The organism is Curtobacterium sp. MCPF17_050 (assembly GCF_003224435.2).
In the GTDB taxonomy this organism is placed as follows: Bacteria; Actinomycetota; Actinomycetes; order Actinomycetales; family Microbacteriaceae; genus Curtobacterium.
This window is the reverse complement of record NZ_CP126250.1, coordinates 2,586,781-2,609,185: the sequence shown is the minus strand read 5'-3', so window position 1 is coordinate 2,609,185 and position 22,405 is coordinate 2,586,781. Positions and strand designations below refer to the sequence as shown.

Below are 22,405 nucleotides of genomic sequence, written 5' to 3'. Positions count from 1 at the left end.
ATGACCCTCAACACCTCGCTCGGCACGACCCCGGCCACCGGGTCGGACGGCGCCGCGGGGTCCACGCCGGCGGGGAGCGGTGCGTCCAGCGCACCGCGCCCCGCCGGGCGTCGGCCCGCCAAGCGGCTCGCGGACTGGCGGCAGCGCGCGGAGATCGCCGTCCTCGCCGGTCCCGCCGTGATCGTCTTCGTGACGTTCGTCATCCTGCCCGTCGCCATGGCGGCGTACTACGGGTTCTTCAAGTGGCAGGGCTACGGCCCGCCCACCGACTTCGTCGGGTTGCAGAACTACCTCATCATCTTCCAGGACCAGGCCTTCCACTCGGTCCTCATGCACAACGGCTTCATCGTCGTGCTCTCCCTGGTGCTGCAGGGGCCGATCGCCATCGTGCTCGCACTGCTGCTCAACCAGAAGATGCACGGCCGCGGACTCGTCCGCGTGCTCGTCTTCGTGCCGTACGTCATCTCCGAGGTCATCGTCGGCACCGGGTGGAGCCTGCTCCTGCAGTCCAACGGTGCCGTCAACGACATGCTGCAGACGATCGGCCTCGGCGGCCTGCGGGCGGACTGGCTGTCCAACCCGGACATCGCCATCTGGACGCTGCTCGTGATCATCTCGTGGAAGTACATCGGCTTCGCGGTGATCCTGTTCCTCGCCGGTCTGCAGAGCATTCCCGAGGAGCTGTTCGAGGCGGCCGCGATCGACGGTGCCGGCTACTGGCAGATCCAGCGTCGCATCACCCTGCCGCTGCTCGGTCCGACGATCCGCATCTGGGCGTTCCTGTCCATCATCGGCTCGCTCCAGCTGTTCGACCTCGTCTACATCATCTGGGGGCAGTACATCGCCTCGACCGCCGGCACCTCGACGATGGCCACGTACATGGTCGGCAACGGGCGCAACTCCGGGAACTTCGGCTTCGGCAGCGCGGTCGCCGTCGTGATGTTCGTCATCTCCCTGGCCGTCGCGCTGATCTACCAGCACTTCGTGCTCCGCCGGGACACCGCGGGCGCGATCACCGAGAGGAAGAAGTGATGGCCACCACGAGCATCGTCGCCCCCGGGCGACGGGCGACGCGGGAGCGTCGGTCGAGCGCGGCCATCGGTCGCGCCAACCCGCTCACCTACGTCGTGGCGATCCTGTTCGTCGCCGCCAACCTCGCCCCGGTGCTGTACATCGTGCTGGGCGGGTTCCGGACGAACTCGCAGATCACCACGAGCCCGGCGGGTCTGCCGGCGCCGTTCGAACTCGGCAACTACGGCTCGGTGCTGAGCAGCTCGATCTTCTGGCGTGAGCTCGGCAACTCGACGATCAGCGCCGTCGCCACCACCGCCGGTGTCGTCGTGCTCGGCCTGATGGTGAGCTACGTGCTCGCCCGCTACCGGTTCGCCGGCCGCGGCGCGCTCTACGCCCTGTTCGCCGCCGGCCTGATGTTCCCGATCACCGTCGCGATCACGCCGCTGTACCTGCTCATCAAGGACCTCGGTCTCACGAACAGCCTGGCCGGCGTGATCCTGCCGCAGATCGCCTTCGCCCTGCCGACGACGGTCATCATCCTGGTGCCGTTCCTCCGGGCCATCCCCGACGAGCTCGAGGAGGCCGCGTCCATCGACGGCGCCAGCCGCCTCGGCTTCTTCTTCCGGATGATCGTGCCGCTGTCCCTGCCCGGTGTCGTGACGGTCGGCATCCTGGCGTTCATCGCCAGCTGGAACAGCTACATCCTGCCGCTGTTCATCCTCAACAACGAGGGCAGCTACACCCTGCCGCTCGGTGTGCAGGCGTTCTCGTCGCAGTACTCGGTCGACACCGCCAAGGTGCTCGCGTTCACGTCCATGTCGATGATCCCCGCCCTCGTGTTCTTCACGATCTTCCAGCGTCGGATCGTCGGCGGGCTCACCGGGGCGGTCAAGGGATGACGATCACGAACCAGCCCCGGCACACGTCGGGGGACCGCGCCGTCGGCGCGGCTCGGACCGACCTGGCGTACCCGACCCCGGGCCTCCCGGCCGTCCCCGAGGTGAGCGACCGCGTCCGCGACCTGCTCGCCCGGATGACCCTCGAGGAGAAGGCGGCGCAGATCGTCGGCTACTGGCTCGACCAGAACGGCGTCGTCGCCCCCATGCAGGGCGAGATGGCGGCCGCGCAGGACGCCCAGGCGACCCTGCCGGAGGTCACCCGAGACGGCATCGGGCACTACACCCGCGTCTACGGGACCCGACCGGTCGACGCCGAGGAGCGAGCCGCGTGGCTCTGGCAGGAGCAGCGGCGCCTGAAGCGGGAGACCCGCCTCGGCATCCCCGCGCTCGTGCACGAGGAGTGCCTCACCGGGCTCGCCGCGTGGAAGGCCGCGACCTTCCCGACCCCGCTCGCGTGGGGTGCGTCGTTCGACCCGGAGCTCGTCGAGCAGGTCGGCCGCGCCATCGGCGACTCGATGCGCGAACTCGGCATCCACCAGGGCCTCGCCCCGGTGCTCGACGTCATCCGGGACCCCCGCTGGGGCCGGGTGGACGAGTGCATCGCCGAGGACCCGTACCTCGTCGGGACCGTCGGCACCGCCTACGTCCGCGGACTGCAGGACGCCGGCGTGCACGCCACGCTGAAGCACTTCCTCGGCTACTCGTCATCGCGGGGTGGACGGAACCACGGACCGGTGTCCGCCGGGCCGCGGGAGATCCGCGACGTGTTCCTGCCGCCGTTCGAGATGGCACTGCTCGACGGGAACGCCCGTTCGGTCATGAACTCGTACACCGAGACCGACGGTGTCCCGATGGCGGCCAGCCCCGAGTACCTGACCGGGGTGCTCCGTGAGCAGCTCGGCTTCGACGGCACCGTCGTCGCGGACTACTTCGCTGTCGCCTTCCTCGAGGTCATGCACGCCGTCGCCGCCGACCGTGGGGAAGCGGCAGCGCTCGCCCTCGAGGCCGGCATCGACGTCGAGCTGCCCACCGGTGACGCGTACCTGCAGCCGCTCGTCGACCGGGTGCGGTCCGGGCAGTTCGACGAGGCGTTCGTCGACCGTGCCGTCCTCCGTGCGCTCGCGCAGAAGGAGGCGCTCGGCCTGCTCGACGCAGACGCGTACGAGGACGAGCCGCCCACCGGGGTCGACCTCGACTCGCCGCGGCACCAGGCCCTCGCCCGACGGCTCGCCGAGGAATCCGTCGTGCTGCTCGCCAACGACGGCGTGCTCCCGGTCCGGCGGACACCGCGCTCCGTCGCGGTCATCGGCCCGAACGCCGACCGGGCCGAGGCCCTGCAGGGCTGCTACTCGTTCGCGAACCACGTCCTGGCCGCGCACCCCGGGCTGCCGCTCGGGTTCTCCATCCCGACCGTGGCCGAGGCACTGACCGACGCGCTCGCCGGCGCATCGGTCCGTGTCGTCGAGGGCTGCACGGTCGAGGGGGAGGACCGGACCGGCATCGCCGCTGCCGTCTCCGCCGCTGCCGACGCCGAGCTCGCCGTCGTCGTCGTCGGCGATCAGGCCGGCCTCTTCGGGCGCGGCACCGTCGGCGAGGGCAACGACTCCGAGTCGCTCGACCTGCCCGGCGTGCAGCGCGACCTGGTGGAGGCCGTGGTCGCCACCGGCACGCCGGTCGTCCTGGTGCTCCTCACCGGCCGCCCGTACGCGATCAGCTGGGCGCTCGACTGGGACCAGCCCCGTCCGGCGGCGGTGCTGCAGGCGTTCTTCCCCGGCGAGGGCGGCGGACTCGCGATCGCCGACGTCGTCACCGGGCGGGTGAACCCCTCCGGTCGCCTGCCGGTCTCGCTGCCCCGGTCCGCGGGGGCGCAGCCGTACTCGTACCTGCACCCGGTGCTCGGTGGTCCGTCGGACGTCACCGCGACCGACTCCACGCCGGTCCGGCCGTTCGGCTTCGGCCTGTCCTACGCGTCCTTCGCGTACTCGGACCTGGTCGTCGACGGCTCGGTGCAGGCCGGGGGCACCTTCACCGCGAGCGTCACCGTCACGAACGCCAGCTCGATCGCGGGTGGGCACGTCGTGCAGCTCTTCGGGCACGACGTCCACGGCTCGGTCACCCGGCCCGTCGTGCAGCTGCTCGGCTACGCACGTGTCGACCTCGACGCGGGGGAGACCGTCCGGCTCGCGTTCACGGTGCCCACCACGCGTCTGGCGTTCACCGACCGGCGCATGGTCCGGATCGTCGAGCCCGGTGACGTCGAGGTGTGGGTCGGGTCGCACGCGGCGGCCTCTGCTTCCGTCGCGGACGTCGACGCGTCGACCGGCGGCGCGATCGTCAACGAGCGAGCGACCGCGGCGCCGGCGGTGGCCGGCACGGCGACTCCGCGAGCGCGGATCGCGGTCGAGGGGCCCGTCCACGAGGTGACCACCCGCGACGCGCGATTGGTCACCTGGGAGGTCGTCGGCTGACGGGGAACCAGCCGGAGACGCCCGCCGCGGGGAGCGCGGTGCGTCGGACGGGAGGCCCGTGACCAGTCGGTCGCGGGCCTCCCGTCCGTCGTGTCCCCTGCACGATCCGCGCCTGGCGACGGCCCTCGGGCTACGGTCTGCGAACGGTGTCGCTCAGCGCGGAGCGCCCGCCGGCCGCCCGCCCTGGGTGGCGCGGAAGCAGCGCTGCCGATGGCGACCGGCGGGCTGACGGCGGGCTCCATCGCCCTCGGGCTGGGTGTCCAGCTGTGGGCGTCGGCGTGGGGGTGTCGCGGGGTCTGCGCGGGGACCGGGCGCCGGTCGTCAGACCGCGCGCAGGGCGATCTGGACCGCGACGACGAACGGGAGGACCCCGAGCGCCGCGGAGGCGGCCGCGAGCCAGATCGCAGCGGTCCGACCGGGGACCCGACGGAGACCGACCGCGACGGCCACCGCGACGAGGGCGAGCGGGAAGGTGCACAGCGTGGCCCGCGCCGGCCACGCCCACGGTGCCCAGGCTCGTTCGCTCTCGTACGGCGCATCGATCGACGCCACGAGCCCGACGATGACGACGACGGTCTCGATGCCGGGCGGCACCGCGATGAGGACGTCGCGCAGCACACGCCACCGGTCCGGCCGATGGACTCGTGGTTCCTCCCCCATGTCGCGAGGCTACCGGGCGCGGGTGCCCGTGCGTCCCCGGGCGTCCGCACGGGCTGTCCGCTGCGGACGGGTCGACTCCTGACCCGTCGCGGTGGTTCCCGTCCCTAGGGTGGGGGGATGCCCACGCTGAACCGCATGCCCGTCCTGCTCGCCACCGGCTCGATCGCCATCCCGGTCGCGGAGGCCCTGGTCGCCCTGCCGTTCGAGGTGCTGCAACGCATCGAGGCCGCGCCGATCGACCCCGAGCTCGCCGACACCGCGGCGTTCTCCGAGGCGTACGGCTTCCCGGTCGCGGGCGGCGCGAACTGCATCGTCGTCGCGGGCAAGCGGGGTGACACCGTGACGTACGCGGCCTGCGTCGTGCTCGCCTCCACGAAGCTCGACGTGAACCGCACCGTGAAGGGGTTGCTCGGCGCCCGGAAGGTCAGCTTCGCGCCGATGGAGGACGCCGTGGAGCGCACCGGCATGGAGTACGGCGGGATCACCCCGATCGGGCTGCCCGCCGACTGGTCCGTGTACGTCGACGCACGGGTGCTCGAGGCGCCCGAGGTCGTCATCGGTGCGGGCGTGCGCGGGGCGAAGCTGTTCCTGCCCGGTGCGGTGCTCGCCGCGTTGCCCCGGGTCGAGGTCGTCGAGGGGCTCGCGGTCGAACCCGCCGCCGACGCCGACGCGGCCGATGTCGATGCCGATGCCGATGCAGGCACCGGTACGGGCTCCGAGCAGGTCGGCTGACGGCTCGCGGTCAGTCCTGCGGTCGGACCAGGCAGAACGGGTGCCCGGCCGGGTCGAGGTAGACGCGGAACGTGTCCGTCCCCTCGCCGGTCGCGGCCGCTCCGATCGTCAGCACGGCTCGCTCGCCCGCGTCGAGGTCGTCGACCTTGACGTCCAGGTGGATCTGCTGCGGCACGTCCTGCCCGGGCCACACCGGCGCTCGGTAGTCGTCGACCCGTTGGAAGGCGAGCAGGGGGCGGTGCCCGGCGAACGGCAGGGTGACCTCCACCCACTCGTCGTCCGGAGTGAGCGTCTCGGCCTCCTCGATGACGCCCCCCAAGGAGCTCGGCGTAGAAGCGGGCGAGGGCCGCGGGGTCCGGGCAGTCGAGGACGACGACGTCGAGTGAGCCGATCATGGCGGTCACCGTAGTCCTCGTGGGCAGGAGCCGTCCTCCGGTCAGCGTGAGGCCGCGGTGAGGGCCTTCGTGATCCGCTGCAGGGAGACGGTCTCGGCGGTGCCGAGCTCCTGCGCGAACAGGCTGAGGCGGAACTCCTCGAGCATCCACCGGGCGTGCACGAGCTCCGGGTGCGACCCCACGACCGGTGGGAACGCGCCCCCGGCCTCGACGTAGCGATCGGTCGCGCCGGTGACCTCGCGCATCCACCCGGCGTCCCGGCCGGGGTTCTGCAGGAGCTTGGTCACCCGGGCCTCGATGCCCTGCAGGTACACACGGATGCGCCGCAGTCGGTCGAGTCCGGCGACCGAGACGAAGCCGGCGAAGACCAGCCGTTCCATCTGCTGGCGCATGTCCGACAGCGCCGGCAGCAGCGCCATGTTCGTCGCCTGCTTCAGCGCCCGCTCGGCGTTCCGCTGCGCCGTCAGGACGGCCGCGACCTCGGACACGGCGGTGAACATCGTGTCGACGACCGTCGCGGAGACCGCATCCCGGACCTGCTCGAACGCTGCCCGGGTGAAGACGAGACCGTCCGGGTGGGTCCGGCGGATCCCGGCGTCGACCACGGCGGCCAGGACGTCGTCGAACAGCGCCGACGTGGACGGGTAGGGACTCGCGGCGAGGGCGAGCTTCTCCTGCGCGGTGAGGTGCTCCTGGATGTAGGAGACGGGGGACGGCACCGCGAGCATGACGAGTCGCCGCACCCCCGCGGGCATCTGGACGGCGCGGTCTCCCGGCGTCGCGAGGAGCTGCACGCCGACGGTTGCCTTCGGCCCGCTGCCCTCCTCGACGAGTGCCGGGTAGGCGCGGATGACCCCACCGGCCTGCTTCGTGTCGAGCACCTCGGGCAGGTCCTCGTCCGGCCAAGCGGTCAGGCCGGACCGTTCGATGCGGCGGCCCGAGCCGGCGTCCGCGACCCGGGACGAGCCTCCCGGCCGGCCCTGCCGCTGCGTGGCGGCGGCGACGCTCTGCTTCGTGCGGTCCTTGAGCTTGGTCTGCAGGGCGGCGAGGTCCTTGCCGGCCTCGACCCGGCGTCCGCGTTCGTCGACGACCGCGTACGTCGGCAACAGGTGCGCGGGCACCCGCGACATGTCGAAGTCGGACTCGGAGACGGGCACGTGCACGAGCCGCTGGATCGTCTTCGCCAGGGTCGCGCGGAAGCTCTCGGTCGGCGTCGTCGGGGCGTCGTCCGGCAGTTCGGCGACGATCTTCTCCGCCCAGTCCGCGGCCGGGACGACGTTCTTGCGGATCTGCTTCGGCAGCGCCTTGATGAGCGCGGTGACGAGTTCCTTCCGGAGCCCGCGGACCTGCCAGTCGAAGCCCTCTTCCCGCATGCGCGGCAGGACGGCGAGCGGCACCTGGACGCTGACGCCGTCGTCTTCGGCGCCGGGCTCGAAGCGGTAGCGGACGGCAAGGCGCTGGTCGCCGCTCCGCCACTGGGTCGGGTACTCGGCGTCGTCCTCAGCGGCGGATGCGGCGGACTCGTCGAGGAGGTCCTCGCGGCGCATCGTGAGGAGGTCGGGCTGGTCGCGGCGCGTCCTGCGCCACCAGCCTTCGAAGTCGCGGGTCGTGGCGACCTCGGCGGGGATGCGGGCATCGTAGAACTCGACGACCGTCTCGTCGTCGAGCAGGATGTCCCGCCGTCGGGTCCGCTCTTCGAGCTGTTCGAGTTCACGCCGGAGCTTCCGGTTCGCGCGGTCGAACGCCTGCTGCGAGTCCCATTCACCCTCGACCAGGGCGTGCCGGATGAACAGCTCCCGCGAGTGCACCGGGTCGATCCGGTTGTACTGCACCCGGCGTCGCTGGACGATCGGCACACCGAACAGCGTGACGCGCTCGAACGCGACGACCGCGCCCTGCTTCTTCTCCCAGTGCGGTTCGCCGTAGGTGCGCTTGAGCAGGTCACCCGCCAGGGGCTCCACCCACGCTGGGTCGATGCGTGCGACGGTCCGGGCGAACAGACGGCTGGTCTCGACGAGTTCGGCGGCCATCACCGCGTCCGGCTGCTTCTTCGCGAGCACGCTGCCCGGGAACACCACGAAGCGGGTGTTCCGCGAACCGAGGTAGTCGCGCTTCTCACGGTCGCGCAGGCCGATCTGGCTGAGGAGCCCGGCGAGCAACGCGCGGTGGACCGAGTCGGGGTCGTCCTTGCGCTCCTTGCCGACGTGGATCCCGACCTGCTTCGCCGCCCGCGAGAGCTGGCGGTACAGGTCCTGCCACTCGCGGATGCGGAGGTGGTTGAGGAACTCCGCCTTGCACATCCGGCGGAACGCGCTCGAGGACAGTTCCTCCTGCTTCTCCTCCAGGTGGTTCCAGAGGCCGAGCAGGGTCAGGAAATCGCTGGTGGGGTCGGCGAAGCGCGCGTGCAGCTGGTCGGCCTGCGCGCGCTTCTCGAGTGGACGCTCACGCGGGTCCTGGATGCTCAGGGCCGAGACGATGGCGATGACCTCCCGGCCGACGCCCTGCCGGCTCGCCTCGAGCACCATCCGACCCAGGCGGGGGTCGATCGGCAGCCGCGTCAGCTGCTTGCCCGTCTTCGTGATGGCGCCGGCCGTGTCGACGGCGCGGAGTTCCCGCAGCAGGTCGAGGCCGTCCTTCACGCCGCGCGAGTCCGGCGGCTGCAGGAACGGGAACGACTCGATGTCACCGAAGCCGAGGGAGATCATCTGCAGGATGACGGCGGCCAGGTTCGTCCGGAGGATCTCCGGGTCGGTGTACTCGGGACGACGGTCGAAGTCGTCCTCCGAGTACAGGCGGATCGCGATGCCCGCGCTCGTGCGGCCGGCTCGACCGGAGCGCTGGTTCGCGGACGCCTGCGAGATCGCCTCGATCGGAAGTCGCTGCACCTTGGCGCGGGGGGAGTACCGCGAGATGCGGGCCGTCCCGGTGTCGATGACGTACTTGATGCCGGGGACCGTCAGGGAGGTCTCGGCGACGTTCGTCGCGAGCACCACCCGACGGCGGACGCCCGGCGTCGTCGAGCGCTGGAACACCCGGTGCTGGTCGGCTGCGGACAACCGCCCGTACAGCGGCAGGACCTCGGTTCCCGGGTAGTGCTTGCCGTCGATGGCGTCCTGGGCGTCGCGGATCTCGTTCTCGCCGGACAGGAACACGAGGACGTCGCCCGGGTCCTCGCGGGCGAGTTCGTCCAGCGCGTCCGTGATGCCCTGCAGCGGGTCCCGGTCATCGCCGGCCGTCGGGCTCCCGGTGCGGCCCGTGGCGCCGCCCTTCGACGTCGCCGGTCGGGTGCCGGCAGGACGCTCGTCGAACTCGTCCTCGTCCTCGTCGTCGCCAGCGGCGTCCTCGTCGGCGACGAGCGGCCGGTAGCGGATCTCCACCGGGTAGGTGCGCCCGGACACCTCGACGATCGGGGCGCCGCCGAAGTGCTGCGAGAACGACTCCGGGTCGATCGTGGCACTCGTGATGATGAGCTTGAGGTCGGGCCGACGGGGGAGGAGTCGCTTGAGGTACCCGAGCAGGAAATCGATGGTGAGGGACCGCTCGTGCGCCTCGTCGATGATGATCGTGTCGTACCGCTCGAGGTCCCGGTCGAAGTGGATCTCGTTGAGCAGGATGCCGTCGGTCATCAGCTTGATGCGGGTGTTCGCGCTCACCTTGTCGGTGAAGCGGACCTGGTACCCGACCAGGTCGCCCAGCTCTCCGCCGAGCTCGTCGGCCACCCGCTCGGCGATCGTGCGCGCGGCGATGCGGCGGGGCTGCGTGTGGCCGATGTTCTCGCGTCCGAGTTCCAGGCAGATCTTCGGCAGCTGCGTCGTCTTGCCCGAACCCGTCGCCCCGGCCACGATGACGACCTGGTTGTCGCGGATCGCAGCGGCGATGTCGTCGCGCCGCTGCGAGACGGGCAGTTCCGGCGGGTACGTGATGACGGGGGGATTCGACATGAGCATTCCAGGATACCGCCCGGGCGGGTCCACCATCAGACGAGTTGCGCCGCGAGCTCGTCGGCGGTGCGTGCCGGCAGGGCGCAGACGCGGTCGTGGCAGACGTAGGTCACGCCGTCCGCGGTGTCCCGTCCCTCCATGAGCGTGAACCCGGCTTCCGCCCACTCGGCCGCCTGCGCTCGCGTCAGCACCGCGGTGATCGTCCCGGGCCGACGTGTGGACCGGAGGGCGCGCAGCATCGCTGTCACCTCGGGCACCGACCGGTCGTCGGCGACGAGGACGACCTCGCGCGAGGGACGCTGCAGGGCGAGCGCGAGTCCGAGGGCGTCGGCGTGCCCGAGCGGGCGATCCACTCCGGTCCGCGCGCGGTCGGCGATGAGCCGTGCCGCAGCGGTCCGCCGATCGTCGTCCCCGGTCAGTGCGGCGAGGACCGCAGCCGCGCTCGCGAGCGCGACGGTCCCCGACCGGAGAGCGGTCTGCGGCTGCTCGCCGGTCGCCGTCCCGGCCGCGGCGAGGACCGGGTCGACCTCGAGTGCACCGGACAGGCCGTCGTCGACGAGCGTCCTGGCGATCGTTGCGTAACGCAGCTCGCCCGTCGCGAGCGCGAGTTCGAGGAGCCCCTCGGCGAACAGCCCGAGGTCCTCCAGGGTCGGCGCCGCCGCCGACGTACCGGCACCCGAGCTCGAGCGGACGGTGACGTGCCCGTCCCGGAGGTGTGCGGCGATGACCGCGTCCGCCGCGGCACGAGCGAGGTCGATCATCTCGTCGTCCCCGCTTCGTGCTCCGGCTGACACCAATCCTCGGACCGCCAGGCCGTTCCACCCGGTCAGGACCTGGTCGTCGAGCGGTGGTGGCTCGAGCCGGGTGCGTTCGTCGAGGGGCAGGCGGTACCACTCGCCCTCCACCCGTCGACCGTCGATCGTCGACTCGCTGTCCTGGGCGGCGACGAACGCGCCGTCCGGCCGCCGGAGCGTGTCGCGCAGGAAGTCGGCGATGCCGCGGGCACGAGCGGGGTCGGCGACGGCGAGCAGCCCGGCGTTGTCGTAGAGCATCCGCTCGTAGTGCGGGACGGACCAGTCGCGGCGGGTGGCGTACCGGAAGACACCGCCGTCCGCGTCGGTCAGCTCCGACCCGGCGATGGCGCCCAGCGCGCGGCGGAGGAGACCGCCGGCCGGCTCGACCCCGTCGGCTGCGGCATCACCGAGGAACTCCAACAGCGGCGCGTTCGGGAACTTCGGTGCGCCCCCGAAGCCGCCGTACTCGGCGTCCTCCGCTCGCTCGAGGTCGGTCACGACCCCGCGGATCGCGTCGACGGACGGGAGGCCCGAGCCGGCTCCGTCGGTGTGCCCCGCCTGCGCGGAGGCCGCGTCCGCTTCCGCACCCTGCCGGATCGCCCGCGCGATGGCCGACGCGTTCGCGTCCACCTCCTGCCGACGGTCCCGCCATGCGTCGAGCACCGCGGCCGTGACCTGGCGGAACGACGGGTGCTGCCCGACCGGCTGCGGCGGGTAGTAGGTGCCGGCGTAGAAGACCTGCGCATCCGGCGTCATGAAGACCGTCAGCGGCCAGCCCAGCTGCTCGGTGAAGGCGCTCGCGGCGGCCATCGCGCTCGCGTCGACGTCCGGGCGTTCCTCACGGTCGACCTTGACCGCGACGAAGTCCCGCCGCAGCAGCTCGCCGACCTCCGGGTCGGAGAAGCTCTCCCGGGCCATGACGTGGCACCAGTGGCAGGTGGCGTACCCGATCGACACCAGGACGGGGACGCCCCGCTCGCGCGCCTCGGCGAACGCCTCGGCTCCCCACTCCCGCCAGTCCACCGGGTTGGTGGCGTGCTGGCGGAGGTACGGGCTGACCGCGGATCCGAGCCGGTTGTCGTTCATGCACCCAGCGTGCCCCGCCCGGCCTGTGTGGGCGGGCCTCCAGGCCGTCCTGCGGAGGGCGAGCCGCCGTCCACAGCTGCACGCACGTCAGCCGAGCCAGCCGGTGAGTAGCCCGAGCCGTCGGGCGATCTCGACCGGTGCGGACCCGTCGGTGTCCACCCGCTCGACGTGGTCCGTGACCGCCGAGTCGAGCCTCCGGGCCGTCGCGGAACTGCGCCGGACGTCCGCCGGTGGGGCTGAGCCGCCGGCGCGACGGGCCAGCCGGTCCCGGACCACGTCGTCGGCGGCGCGGAGCAAGACGGCGGTGACGATCGGGTCGTCACCGATCGCCGCAGCCAACCGGGGCGCCTCGAGGACCGAGACGGAGTTGGTGAAGACCAGGCGGTGGTGACCGAGAGCCCGAGCGTTGGCCCAGACGGCTGCGAGGTTCCGCTCGGCGAGCCGAGCCTCCGGGTGCTCCAGGTGCGGCGCCGGCCAGGCGAGGTCGAGGGTGTCGCCCTCGATCACCACGTGCCGGACCTCGGCTGCGGCGAGCAGTTCGTGGAGAGCCGCTGCCACGGTCGACTTGCCGACCCCGGATCGGCCGCCGACGAGGAGCACCTCCGGACGCCGCAGTTGCTCGACCACCGCTCAGCCGAGCCCCAACGACAGCAGCGCGAGCGCCGCGTCCTCCGGCCCGTAGTCGAACATCCGGTCCCAGAACGGGTCGTCGGCCCACGGGACGTCGCCGTCCGCGGGGGTCCGGTGGGCGGTCTCGACGAGCCAGTCGACCTCCGACCGGACCGCCTCCGCGAACCGTGGCGGGACCCATCCGAGCGCCCGGGCCGCGGTCGTGTCGAGCACGGACGGGGACGGGGTGGACCACGGCGTGAGTCCGACGAACGCCGGTGCGTCCTCGCCGAGCAGGACCTCGTCGAACGTGTGCCCGAGGTGTCCGGCGACCGTGCGGACGATCTCGAGCGCGGTCGGGGCGGTCTCGTCCGCGACGTTGAGGATCCGGCGGTCCGGGGCCTCCGCGACCAGCCGGACGAGCGAGCCGATGCCGGACGCGGCCGTCGTGTGGTCGACGCTGCGCCCCTGGTCGGCGAGCAGGATCCGCTCCCGTCCGTCGAGGACCCGCCGCACCACGAACCACTCGCGCGGTCGTCCGATCCCGATGCCGTACACCCTGGACGGGCGGAGGACGGTGACCGGTGCGCCGTGGTCGAGCAGCACCTGCTCGGCCGCGACCTTCGCCGCGGCGTACCCGTCGCGGGAGGTCGGGTCGCCGTCGCCCGGCGCGATCGTCGGCTGGAGTTCCGTGACCGCGCCGCCGAACACGGGCTTGTCGACCGAGTTGGCGTGCCGCCCCTGTTCGTCGACGTAGACGGCCTTCGACGACACGAACACGGTCGAGCCGACGTCGTCCAGGAACGGCGCGAGCTGCAGGGCGTCGTCCCGGGTCACGCCGACGGTGTCGACGAGCAGGTCCGCCCCCGGCCGCAGCAGGTCCCGCAGCAGCGCGGTGTCCCGTCGGTCGCCGGGGCGGGCCAGCGCACCGGCGGCGACGAGGTCGTCGGCGACGGGACCGCCGTGCCGCGAGACGATCTCGACGGACCAGTCGTCCCCACCCCGACCCGAGAGGTCGAGGAGTTCGCGGGCGACCTGGGACCCGATGCCACCGGTCCCGCCGAGGACCACCGCGCGTCTGCTGCTCATGGCGCCAACGCTAGCCCCCGGGCCACGTCGGCTCGGCGGTGTCGACCGCTCCGGTCAGGAGGCGATCGGCTCCCGCCACCACTCGGCCAGCGACCCGTCGTACACGCGGACCTTCTCGTGCCCGAGCATCGTCAGGGCCAGGGCGTCCACGCACGACGCGCTCCCGACCCCGCAGTACGTCACGACCTCGTCCGCCGTCAGGACCGGTGCGAGCGCCTGTTCGAGTTCCGACCGACGGAGGAACGCGTTCGACTCGCCGAGGAGGTCCCGCACACGGATGGTCGTGGTGCCCGGGACGAGGGGCGGGTGGTCGTCACCGAGGTCCTCGGGGTCCGCGGCGAGGACGAGGGCCGCCGGCTCCGACCCGTCCACGGCGCGGAGCACGCGCGACCGGTCGGCCCACAGCGGGAGTTCCTCGCCCGCGACGAAGGCGTCGTCGTCCGCGGCACGCCGTGGGGTCCGCGAGAGTGCGCCGACGCGGACCGGCCGGCCCTCGTCGCGCCACTTCGCGAACCCGCCGTCGAGCACGGCGACCGTCCGGAAGCCGAAGGAGCGGAAGATCCACCAGAGCCGTGCTGACCACTCGCCGATGCCGTCGTCGTAGACCACGACCGTGGAGGCGCGGCTCACGCCGAGCGCGCGGGCTGCCTCCTCGAACCGCTCGGCTCCGGGACGGGTGAAGGGGAGTCCCGTGTCGGGCGAGGAGAACTCGTCGACGAGGTCGGCGTAGACGGCACCCGGTACGTGGCCGTGGCGCTCGTGGGCGTCGCGCGCCGAGTGCCACGACATGTCCAGGCCGCGGCCGTCCGTGTGCACCGACGCGTCGAGCACGAGCAGGTCGTCCGCACCGAGGTGGTCGGCGAGCCACTGCGTCGAGACGAGCGGCGAGGTCAGGACGGGGGCCATGCCCACACGGTAAACCAGACCCCTGACCCGCGACAGGGTGTGAGCAACGGGGCGACTTGTGCCGCGCGATCCGGCACGGACGGGACGACGCAGCACGGGACGGACACGGCACCGCGCGGTCGCGCGGTGCCGTGTCCGTCCCGTGGTGTCGTGCGACGCAGCGGCTCCGTCGCTCAGTGCGCAGCCGTCGGGATGCTGCCGGTCGTACCGGCCCCGGCCCGCTCGAGACGGGCGACACGGACGGACTGGCGGTTGATGAGCAGTCCGCTGGCGATCGCCACGACCACGAGCACCCCGGCCGAGATCGCGAAGGCGGCGTGGTAGCCGTCGAGCGTGGCCTGCGCCTGCTGGAGCGCCGTCGGAGCCGCGGTCAGCCCGGACAGGCTGCTCTCCACCACGTTCGCGAAGATCGTCGACAGCAGCGCGGTGCCGATCGAGCCACCGATCTGCTGCATGGTGTTCACCGTGGCCGACGCGACGCCGGCGTCCGACCGGGCGACCCCGGTCGTGGCGGTGTTCATGGCCGACGAGAAGATCGTCCCCATCCCGAGGCCGATGACGACGAGTGCCGGCAGGACGGTGCCCGCGTAGGAGCTGTCGAGGTCGGTGCGGAGGAGCAGCAGGAGCCCCGTCGCGGCGACGAGTGCCCCGGCGAAGATGAGCACCTTCGGGCCGACGCGGGGGAGCAGGCGACCGCCGATCTGCGTGGCGGAGATCATGATCGACAGCGGCATCGGCAGGAACGCCAGGCCGGTCTGCAGTGCCGAGAACCCGAGGGTCTGCTCGAGGTAGTAGGTCAGGAACAGGAAGATGCCGAACATGCCGATCGCGACGAGGCCGATCGCGACGAACGAACCACCGCGGTCGCGGTCGAGCACGACACGGAGCGGCAGCAGCGGGTGCGCGACCCGGGTCTCGATGACGACGAACGCGGCGATGAGCAGCACGCCGCCGACCAGCATGCCGATCGTGAGCGGGGCGTCCCAGCCGTTCGTCTCGGCGTTCGAGAAGCCGTAGACGACCCCGACGAGACCGGCGGTGATGGTGATGACGCCGGCGACGTCGATGCGCGGACGCTCGACCTTCGGCGGCTTCGCCATGAAGACGAGTGCGCCGATCACGCCGAGGACCGCGAAGACCACGTTGACGTAGAGGCACCAGCGCCACGACGCGTACTCGGTCAGGACGCCACCGAGCAGCAGGCCGATGGCGGCGCCGGACCCGGCGATCGACCCGAAGATGCCGAACGCGCGCCCGCGCTCCTTCGGGTCGCGGAAGGTGGTGGTCAGCATGCCGAGGGCGGACGGGGCGAGCAGCGCACCGAAGACGCCCTGCAGCGCGCGAGCGGCGACGAGCAGCCCGAACGAGTCCGCGAGCCCGCCGAGCACGGAGGCGACGGCGAACCCGACCAGGCCGATGATGAACGTGTTCTTCCGGCCGAACAGGTCGCCGAGACGACCACCGAGCAGGAGCAGTGAGCCGAACGCGAGCGAGTACGCCGTGACGATCCACTGGCGCTGGTCGGTGGCGAACCCGAGGTCCTCCTGCGCGGAGGGCAGGGCGATGTTCACGATGGTGGCGTCGAGGACGACCATGAGCTGGGCGAGCGCGATGACCGCCAGGGCGATCCAGCGGTGGTCGGTGCGGGCCGGGGTGGTGCCCGCGGTCGTCGGCGTCGCTCCTGTGGGAGCGGGCGCGGTCTGTTCTGCCGTCATGACAGCCTCCTTCTCGAAGGATGGAAGGGGAGGGGCGCGCGCCGTCGGGCGTCCCGGAGGAGGGTGAAGCGGATGCGCGGCATCCGCTTGTGGTCACTGTACATCGAAACGGAGCAACCGCATCCGCTTGTTCCCAGAGAGGTCGATTACATTCGTTGTGTGAGCACCACCGGACCCGCAGCCGATCTCGATCGGCCTCTCGACCTCGACCGGCCCCTCCGTGCCGACGCGGCGCGGAACCGCGAACTGATCCTGCAGACGGCACGGAAGTGCTTCGCGGAGCGCGGCCTTTCGGTGACCCTGAACGACATCGCCCACGAGGCCGGGGTCGGGGTCGGCACCGTCTACCGACGTTTCGCCGACAAGGACTCCCTGATCGCGGCCCTGCTCAGCGCCAAGTTCGAGGCGCTGAACGCCGCGGCCGCGGCCGCTGCCGAGGAGACCGACCCCCGTGAGTCGCTCCGCCTGTACCTGATGGGCGTGTTCGCCTTCCGCGCCCGCGACCGAGCGCTCGCCGACGCGATCGTCCGCGCGGGCAAGGCCCGACCGTCGGTCATGCAGGAGCGGGACCGTCTCGAGCGGCAGGTCGCCGAGATCATCCGTCGTGCCCGCGAGGCCGGGGTCGTCCGGCCGGGCTTCGACGCCCGTGACCTGCCCATCCTCACGACGATGGTCGGTGCCGTGGCCGACGCGACCCGGAACCACGACCCGGACGCCTGGAAGCGCTACGCCCAGGTCCTCGTCGACGGCGTGCTGCCGCAGGCCCGGCAGGAACCGATGGTCGGCGTGCCGCTCGACCGCGACGCCCTCGAGCGGTCGATGCAGCCGCAGTCCTGACGGCGGCGTCCCACGTGCCTCCGCGGGCACGCGGATGCGACCGCGCGCCGCTGCGACGGCGCGTGCCTGCGACGGCGCGTGCCTGCGACGGCGTGATCGGCCGAGCGCTACAACCAGCTCGGCAGCCAGTAGTGCGAGCGGATGAAGTCCCACGGGACCTGCATCGCCGTCCACATCGGGTACCAGTACACCGACGCGAGGACCACGACCAGCAGGTACACGCCGAGCCCGAGCAGCGCCCGCGTCCGCCGTCGCCGCGGATCGTCCCGTGACCCGATCAGGTGCGCGATCGCCGCGGCCAGCGCCGTCACGAGGAACGGCTCGAAGGCGATCGTGTAGAACTGGAACACCGTCCGGTCCAGGTACATGAGCCAGGGCAGGTACCCCGCGCCGATGCCGATCAGGACGAGCCCGTACTCCCAGCGCCGACGCGTGACGAAGAGCACGAGCAGCACCACGGCGGCGATCACCGAGGCGTACCAGATGAAGGGGTTCGCGATCCCGGTCACGGCAGCGCCGCACCGGTCGAACCCGCAGCCGTCCTGGCCCGCGTTCGTGCCCTGGTAGTACATCGACGTGGGGCGTTGCATGACGAGCCACAGCAGCGGGTTCGCCTGGTACGAGTGCGGCGTGTGCAGGCCGATGTTGAAGGCGTAGATCTCGGACTGGTAGTGCCACCAGTTCTGCAGGCTGTCGGGCACCCACGCGAGCACGCCCGTCCAGCGCTGTCCGCCGCCGCCGATCCAGTCGCGGTCCCAGCCGCCCTTCGTCAGGAACCACCCGGACCACGAGGCCAGGTAGGTCACCGCGGCGACCGGCACGGTGAGCAGGAACGTGACCGGTGCCTGCTGCAGCGCCGCACTGGACGACCAGAACACCACGCCTGCCCGGCGTCGCAGCATCATGTCGCTGAGGACCGAGTACACCGCGAAGAACGCCAGGAAGTACATCCCGGTCCACTTCGTCGACGACGCCAGCCCGAGCGCGACGCCCATCGCGAGCAGCCACGGTCGCCACCACAGCACCGGGCCCCAGAGCGTGGCCCGTCCGGCCGCTGCCCGCCGGTCGGTCCACCGGTCGAGCTGGCGGGCGGACCAGCGCCGGTCGAGCAGGAGGGCGCCGAAGGCGAGGACGACGAAGAAGGTGACGATGCCGTCGAGCAGCGAGACCCGGGACATCACGATCGCCTGCCCGTCTACCGCCAGGAAGCCGCCGGCGAGCGTCCCGACGAGCGTCGAGCGGAACAAGGACCGCGCGATGACGGCGATGAGGAACACGGTCGCGATGCCGAGCACGGCGACCGTGAACCGCCACCCGAACGCGTTGTCCGGCCCGAACACCAGCATGCCGAGGCCGATGAGGTACTTGCCGAGCGGCGGGTGCGCGATGAACTCGGCGGCGCGGGAGTAGATGTCGGTCTGCCCGCTCGCGAACCGGTCGTCGGTGGTCGGCGCGCCCTCGTCGCTCGGGTTCGCCGGCCAGGTGCCCTCGTATCCGAGGTGCACGAGCGACCAGCTGTCCTTGACGTAGTACGTCTCGTCGAACACCAGGGAGTGCGGTCGCCCGAGGTCGACCAGGCGGAGCAGCGCGGCCAGCACCGTCACCGCGATCGGGCCGCCCCAGCGCCAGGCGGCGACCCGCCAGCCGACGGACAGCGTGCGCGCCCACCAGTCGTCGAGCCGCGAGCCACGGGGGACGTCCGGCACGGTCTGCAGCGGGTCGGCCAGGTCCGTGGTCACGCGCAGCATCCTACGGAGGCCGCGCACGCGTCGGCTGCGCTGTCCACAGGTCGCAGGCGTGACGACGACAATGGGGACGTGATCGTCCTCGCAGCAACCCCCATCGGCAACCTCGGTGACGCCTCCCGTCGACTCGTGGAGACGCTGTCGAACGCCTCCGTGGTCGCCGCCGAGGACACCCGGACCGCGATCCACCTCATGCGTGCCCTGGGCATCGAGAACCGACCGCGGCTCATCGCGCTGCACGAGCACAACGAACGGGAGCGCGCGGCCGAGGTCGTCGAGCTCGCCCGCGAGGACGACGTCGTGGTGCTCACCGACGCGGGCATGCCGGCGATCAGCGACCCCGGGTTCCCGCTGGTCGAGGCCGCCGCGGCCGCAGGCGTCACCGTCACCGCCGTCCCCGGCCCGAGCGCCGTGCTCACCGCCCTCGCCCTCTCCGGGCTGCCGACCGACCGCTTCACGTTCGAGGGGTTCCCGACCCGGAAGGGCGGGGAGCGGCGTCGTGTCTTCGCGGCGCTCGCCGGGGAGCAGCGGACGATGGTCTTCTTCGAGTCCCCGCACCGGATCGCCGACACGCTCGGGGACATGGCCGCCGGCTTCGGTGCCGACCGGCGCGCGGCGGTCTGTCGTGAACTCACGAAGCTGCACGAGGAGGTCCGTCGCGGCACCCTCGCCGAACTGACCGAGTGGGCGGCCGACGGGGTCCGCGGTGAGATCTGCGTCGTCGTCGCCGGGGCCACCGGGTCGGGGGAGGACGCCACGATCGAGGACGGTGTCCGCCTCGTGCTCGAGCGCGTGGCCGCGGGAGCGCGGATGAAGGAAGCCGCCGCCGCGGTCGCCGACGCGACCGGGCTGTCGAAGCGGGACCTCTACGAAGGCGCGCTCGCCGCGCGCTGAACCGACCGGGGCGGAGCCGGACGGGAGGCCCGTGGCGACATCGCGACGAGCCTCCCGTCCGGTCATCCACAGGCGGCCGGGAGGCGCGTCACGCGGTTTCGAGTCGCCTCTAGGATGGTCCGCATGGCCGACGGCAGCTCGTTCTCGATCACCACGCCGATCTTCTACGTCAACGACGTGCCCCACATCGGGCACGCGTACACGGAGGTCGCCGCGGACGTCCTCGCGCGCTGGCACCGGCAGCGCGGCGACGACACCTGGCTGCTGACCGGCACCGACGAGCACGGGCAGAAGATCCTGCGGACCGCCTCGGCGAACGACGTCACACCGAAGGAGTGGGCCGACCGGCTCGTCACCGACGCGTGGAAGCCGCTGCTCGACACGGTGGACGTCGCCAACGACGACTTCATCCGGACGACGGACGAGCGGCACGAGCGGGGCGTGACGGCGTTCCTGCAGAAGCTGTACGACGACGGCTACATCTACGCGGGCGAGTTCGAGGGCTTCTACTGCGTGGGGTGTGAGGAGTACAAGCAGCCGAGCGACCTCGTGCCTGGGACCGGTCCGTACGAGGGCCAGCAGGTCTGCGCGATCCACTCGATCCCGGTGGAGGTCCTGGCCGAGCGGAACTACTTCTTCCGCATGTCCGACTTCGAGCAGCGCCTGCTCGACCTCTACGAGTCGAACCCGCAGTTCATCCAGCCGGAGAGCGTCCGCAACGAGATCGTGTCGTTCGTCAAGCAGGGCCTGCGCGACCTGTCCATCTCGCGGTCGAGCTTCGACTGGGGCATCCAGATCCCCTGGGACTCGGACCACGTCCTCTACGTCTGGTTCGACGCGCTCCTCAACTACGTCACCGCACTCGGCTACGGCACGGAGGACGACGAGGCCTTCCAGCGTCTCTGGCCGAGCGTGCACATCGTGGGCAAGGACATCGCACGGTTCCACGCTGTCATCTGGCCCGCGATGCTCATGGCGGCCGGACTGCCGGTGCCGGAGCGCGTGTTCGGCCACGGGTGGCTGCTCGTCGGCGGCGAGAAGATGTCGAAGTCGAAGCTGACCGGCATCGCCCCGAGCGAGATCACCGACACGTTCGGGTCCGACGCGTTCCGCTACTACTTCCTGCGTGCCATCACCTTCGGGCAGGACGGCAACTTCAGCTGGGAGGACATCTCGGCGCGGTACCAGGCGGAGCTCGCGAACGGGTTCGGCAACCTGGCGTCCCGCATCGTCGCGATGCTGAACCGCTACTTCGACGGTGCCGTCCCCGAGCGCGGGGAGCTGACCGAGTCCGACGCTGCGATCGACGCCCTCGCGCAGGCCGTCACCGAGCGTGCCGACGCAGCGATCGAGGCCTTCGCGCCGCACGACGCGATCAGCACCGTCTGGGAGCTCGTGGACGCCCTCAACGGCTACATCACCGAGCAGGAGCCGTGGGCCCTCGCCAAGGACGAGGCGCAGCGTGCGCGGCTCGCGACCGTGCTCGTCACGGCGCTCCGCGGACTCGGGACCGTCGCGGTCCTGGTGTCGCCGGTCATGCCGAAGGCCACCGAGAAGCTCTGGGCGTCGATCGGTGCCGGCGGGTCGATCGCCGAGCAGCGCGTCGACCGTGCCTGGGAGTGGCAGGGCTCCGAGACGGTGACGCCCCTCGCCGCCGGGCTGTTCCCGCGCATCGAGCAGCCGGAGCAGGGCGCCGCGTGACGGACGCGCACGTCCGCGCACGCGGTGGCGACGGTGGCCGGCAGAAGCGGGACCTGACGTACCCGCCGTTGCCGCAGGCCCTGGCGGTCCCGGTGTACGACAACCACACCCACATGGAGATCGCCGACGGCGTCGGTGACGGTGGGGACGGTCCGCTCGAGTACGGCGAGCACCTCGACCGCGCCGCGAGCGTCGGTGTCCGCGGCGTGGTGCAGGTCGGGACCGACCTCGCAACCTCGCAGTGGTCCGCGTCGATCGCAGCCCGTGAGCCGCGCGTCCTCGCGGCGGTGGCCCTGCACCCGAACGAAGCGCCGGTGCTCGACGAGCAGGGGTTGTTGGACGAGCACCTGGCCGGCATCGAAGCGCTCGCGGGGCTGCCGCGCGTCCGGGCGATCGGCGAGACCGGACTCGACTTCTTCCGGACCGGGGACGACGGCCGAGCCGCCCAGGTCCGCTCGTTCGAGGAGCACATCCGGATCGCGAAGGAGTACGACCTCGCGCTGACGATCCACGACCGGGACGCCCACGACGCCGTGGTCGAGGTCCTCGAGCGCGTCGGCGCTCCGGAACGGACGGTCTTCCACTGCTTCTCCGGCGGCACCGAACTCGCGCGGCTCTGCGCCGAACGCGGCTGGTACATGTCCTTCGCCGGGACGGTCACGTTCAAGAACGCGCAGAACCTGCGGGACGCCCTGCACGTGGCGCCGCGGCACCTCATCATGGTCGAGACCGACGCCCCGTTCCTCACACCGACGCCGTTCCGCGGCCGGCCGAACGCGCCGTACCTCATCCCGCTCACCGTGCGGTCGATGGCGGAGACCCTCGGCACCGACCCGTCGACGCTGGCCGAGCAGATCTCGTCCAACACCGAGCTCGTGTACGGCTCGTGGGACGACGAGCCGACCACGGTGGGGGAGTAG

At 71.8% G+C, this 22,405-nt stretch carries 17 protein-coding genes and 1 pseudogene; 8 read left to right on the top strand and 10 right to left on the bottom strand.

Features of this window, described 5'->3' with window-relative positions:
• Genes DEJ34_RS12400 through DEJ34_RS12390 form a run of 3 tightly spaced genes read left to right on the top strand, consistent with a single transcriptional unit; the run spans position 1 to position 4,381 of the window.
• Positions 1–1,032, top strand: coding sequence for a carbohydrate ABC transporter permease (locus DEJ34_RS12400; RefSeq protein ID WP_110825958.1), 1,032 nt, complete (start codon positions 1–3; stop codon positions 1,030–1,032).
• Positions 1,032–1,913 (top strand): carbohydrate ABC transporter permease, encoded by an 882-nt coding sequence (locus DEJ34_RS12395; protein WP_110825959.1) that lies wholly within the window; start codon positions 1,032–1,034, stop codon positions 1,911–1,913. The genes DEJ34_RS12400 and DEJ34_RS12395 overlap by 1 nt, the downstream gene beginning before the upstream one ends.
• Positions 1,910–4,381, top strand: a complete 2,472-nt coding sequence (locus DEJ34_RS12390; RefSeq protein ID WP_110910967.1) for a beta-xylosidase/alpha-l-arabinosidase — start codon at positions 1,910–1,912, stop codon at positions 4,379–4,381. The genes DEJ34_RS12395 and DEJ34_RS12390 overlap by 4 nt, the downstream gene beginning before the upstream one ends.
• Positions 4,382–4,702: 321 nt before the next feature.
• Here the strand turns inward: DEJ34_RS12390 and DEJ34_RS12385 are convergent, their stop codons facing one another.
• The gene (locus tag DEJ34_RS12385) at positions 4,703–5,041 is read right to left on the bottom strand and encodes a hypothetical protein (protein ID WP_146234137.1); all 339 of its coding nucleotides are present in this window, start codon (positions 5,039–5,041) and stop codon (positions 4,703–4,705) included.
• Positions 5,042–5,158: 117 nt separating this feature from the next.
• On the opposite strand from DEJ34_RS12385, the gene DEJ34_RS12380 reads away from it, so the two are divergent.
• On the top strand, positions 5,159–5,773 hold the full coding sequence (locus DEJ34_RS12380; RefSeq protein ID WP_110825962.1) for a YbaK/EbsC family protein: 615 nt from the start codon (positions 5,159–5,161) through the stop codon (positions 5,771–5,773).
• Positions 5,774–5,783: 10 nt separating this feature from the next.
• On the opposite strand, the gene DEJ34_RS12375 is transcribed toward DEJ34_RS12380, so the two are convergent.
• The 8 genes and pseudogenes from DEJ34_RS12375 to DEJ34_RS12345 all read right to left on the bottom strand — a co-directional run bounded on the left by DEJ34_RS12375 (position 5,784) and on the right by DEJ34_RS12345 (position 16,308).
• Positions 5,784–6,092: a VOC family protein gene (locus DEJ34_RS12375; protein WP_349775002.1), complete on the bottom strand. Its 309-nt coding sequence runs from the start codon at positions 6,090–6,092 to the stop codon at positions 5,784–5,786.
• Positions 6,093–6,105: 13 nt separating this feature from the next.
• Positions 6,106–6,168 (bottom strand): annotated as a pseudogene (locus tag DEJ34_RS15680) (VOC family protein); the annotation flags it as partial.
• Between the two features lie 41 nt (positions 6,169–6,209).
• Positions 6,210–10,109, bottom strand: coding sequence for an ATP-dependent RNA helicase HrpA (gene hrpA, locus DEJ34_RS12370; protein WP_110911044.1), 3,900 nt, complete (start codon positions 10,107–10,109; stop codon positions 6,210–6,212).
• 35 nt (positions 10,110–10,144) lie between these two features.
• Positions 10,145–11,989, bottom strand: a complete 1,845-nt coding sequence (locus tag DEJ34_RS12365; RefSeq protein ID WP_110910966.1) for a thioredoxin domain-containing protein — start codon at positions 11,987–11,989, stop codon at positions 10,145–10,147.
• Between the two features lie 87 nt (positions 11,990–12,076).
• On the bottom strand, positions 12,077–12,616 hold the full coding sequence (locus DEJ34_RS12360) for an AAA family ATPase (protein ID WP_258368261.1): 540 nt from the start codon (positions 12,614–12,616) through the stop codon (positions 12,077–12,079).
• A gap of 3 nt (positions 12,617–12,619) precedes the next feature.
• Positions 12,620–13,687 carry an NAD-dependent epimerase/dehydratase family protein gene (locus tag DEJ34_RS12355; protein WP_110910965.1) on the bottom strand — a complete coding sequence of 356 codons (1,068 nt, stop codon included), beginning with the start codon at positions 13,685–13,687 and terminating at the stop codon, positions 12,620–12,622.
• A gap of 54 nt (positions 13,688–13,741) precedes the next feature.
• Positions 13,742–14,593, bottom strand: coding sequence for a sulfurtransferase (locus DEJ34_RS12350; protein WP_110901268.1), 852 nt, complete (start codon positions 14,591–14,593; stop codon positions 13,742–13,744).
• Between the two features lie 173 nt (positions 14,594–14,766).
• Entirely contained in the window at positions 14,767–16,308 is a 1,542-nt protein-coding gene (locus DEJ34_RS12345) for an MFS transporter (RefSeq protein ID WP_110910964.1), read from the bottom strand.
• A gap of 159 nt (positions 16,309–16,467) precedes the next feature.
• On the opposite strand from DEJ34_RS12345, the gene DEJ34_RS12340 reads away from it, so the two are divergent.
• Positions 16,468–17,145: a TetR/AcrR family transcriptional regulator gene (locus DEJ34_RS12340; RefSeq protein WP_181420652.1), complete on the top strand. Its 678-nt coding sequence runs from the start codon at positions 16,468–16,470 to the stop codon at positions 17,143–17,145.
• Between the two features lie 107 nt (positions 17,146–17,252).
• Here the strand turns inward: DEJ34_RS12340 and DEJ34_RS12335 are convergent, their stop codons facing one another.
• Complete coding sequence (locus tag DEJ34_RS12335; protein WP_181422209.1) at positions 17,253–18,884, bottom strand: phospholipid carrier-dependent glycosyltransferase; 1,632 nt, start codon at positions 18,882–18,884, stop codon at positions 17,253–17,255.
• 78 nt (positions 18,885–18,962) lie between these two features.
• Here DEJ34_RS12335 and rsmI point away from each other — a divergent pair, with 78 nt between their 5' ends.
• The 3 genes from rsmI (at position 18,963) to DEJ34_RS12320 (ending at position 22,405) form a co-directional block, all read left to right on the top strand.
• Positions 18,963–19,784, top strand: coding sequence for a 16S rRNA (cytidine(1402)-2'-O)-methyltransferase (gene rsmI, locus DEJ34_RS12330; protein ID WP_110825969.1), 822 nt, complete (start codon positions 18,963–18,965; stop codon positions 19,782–19,784).
• A gap of 123 nt (positions 19,785–19,907) precedes the next feature.
• Positions 19,908–21,485, top strand: a complete 1,578-nt coding sequence (gene metG, locus DEJ34_RS12325) for a methionine--tRNA ligase (protein WP_110825970.1) — start codon at positions 19,908–19,910, stop codon at positions 21,483–21,485.
• Positions 21,482–22,405, top strand: a complete 924-nt coding sequence (locus DEJ34_RS12320) for a TatD family hydrolase (protein WP_110891237.1) — start codon at positions 21,482–21,484, stop codon at positions 22,403–22,405. Before metG ends, DEJ34_RS12320 begins: the two co-directional genes overlap by 4 nt.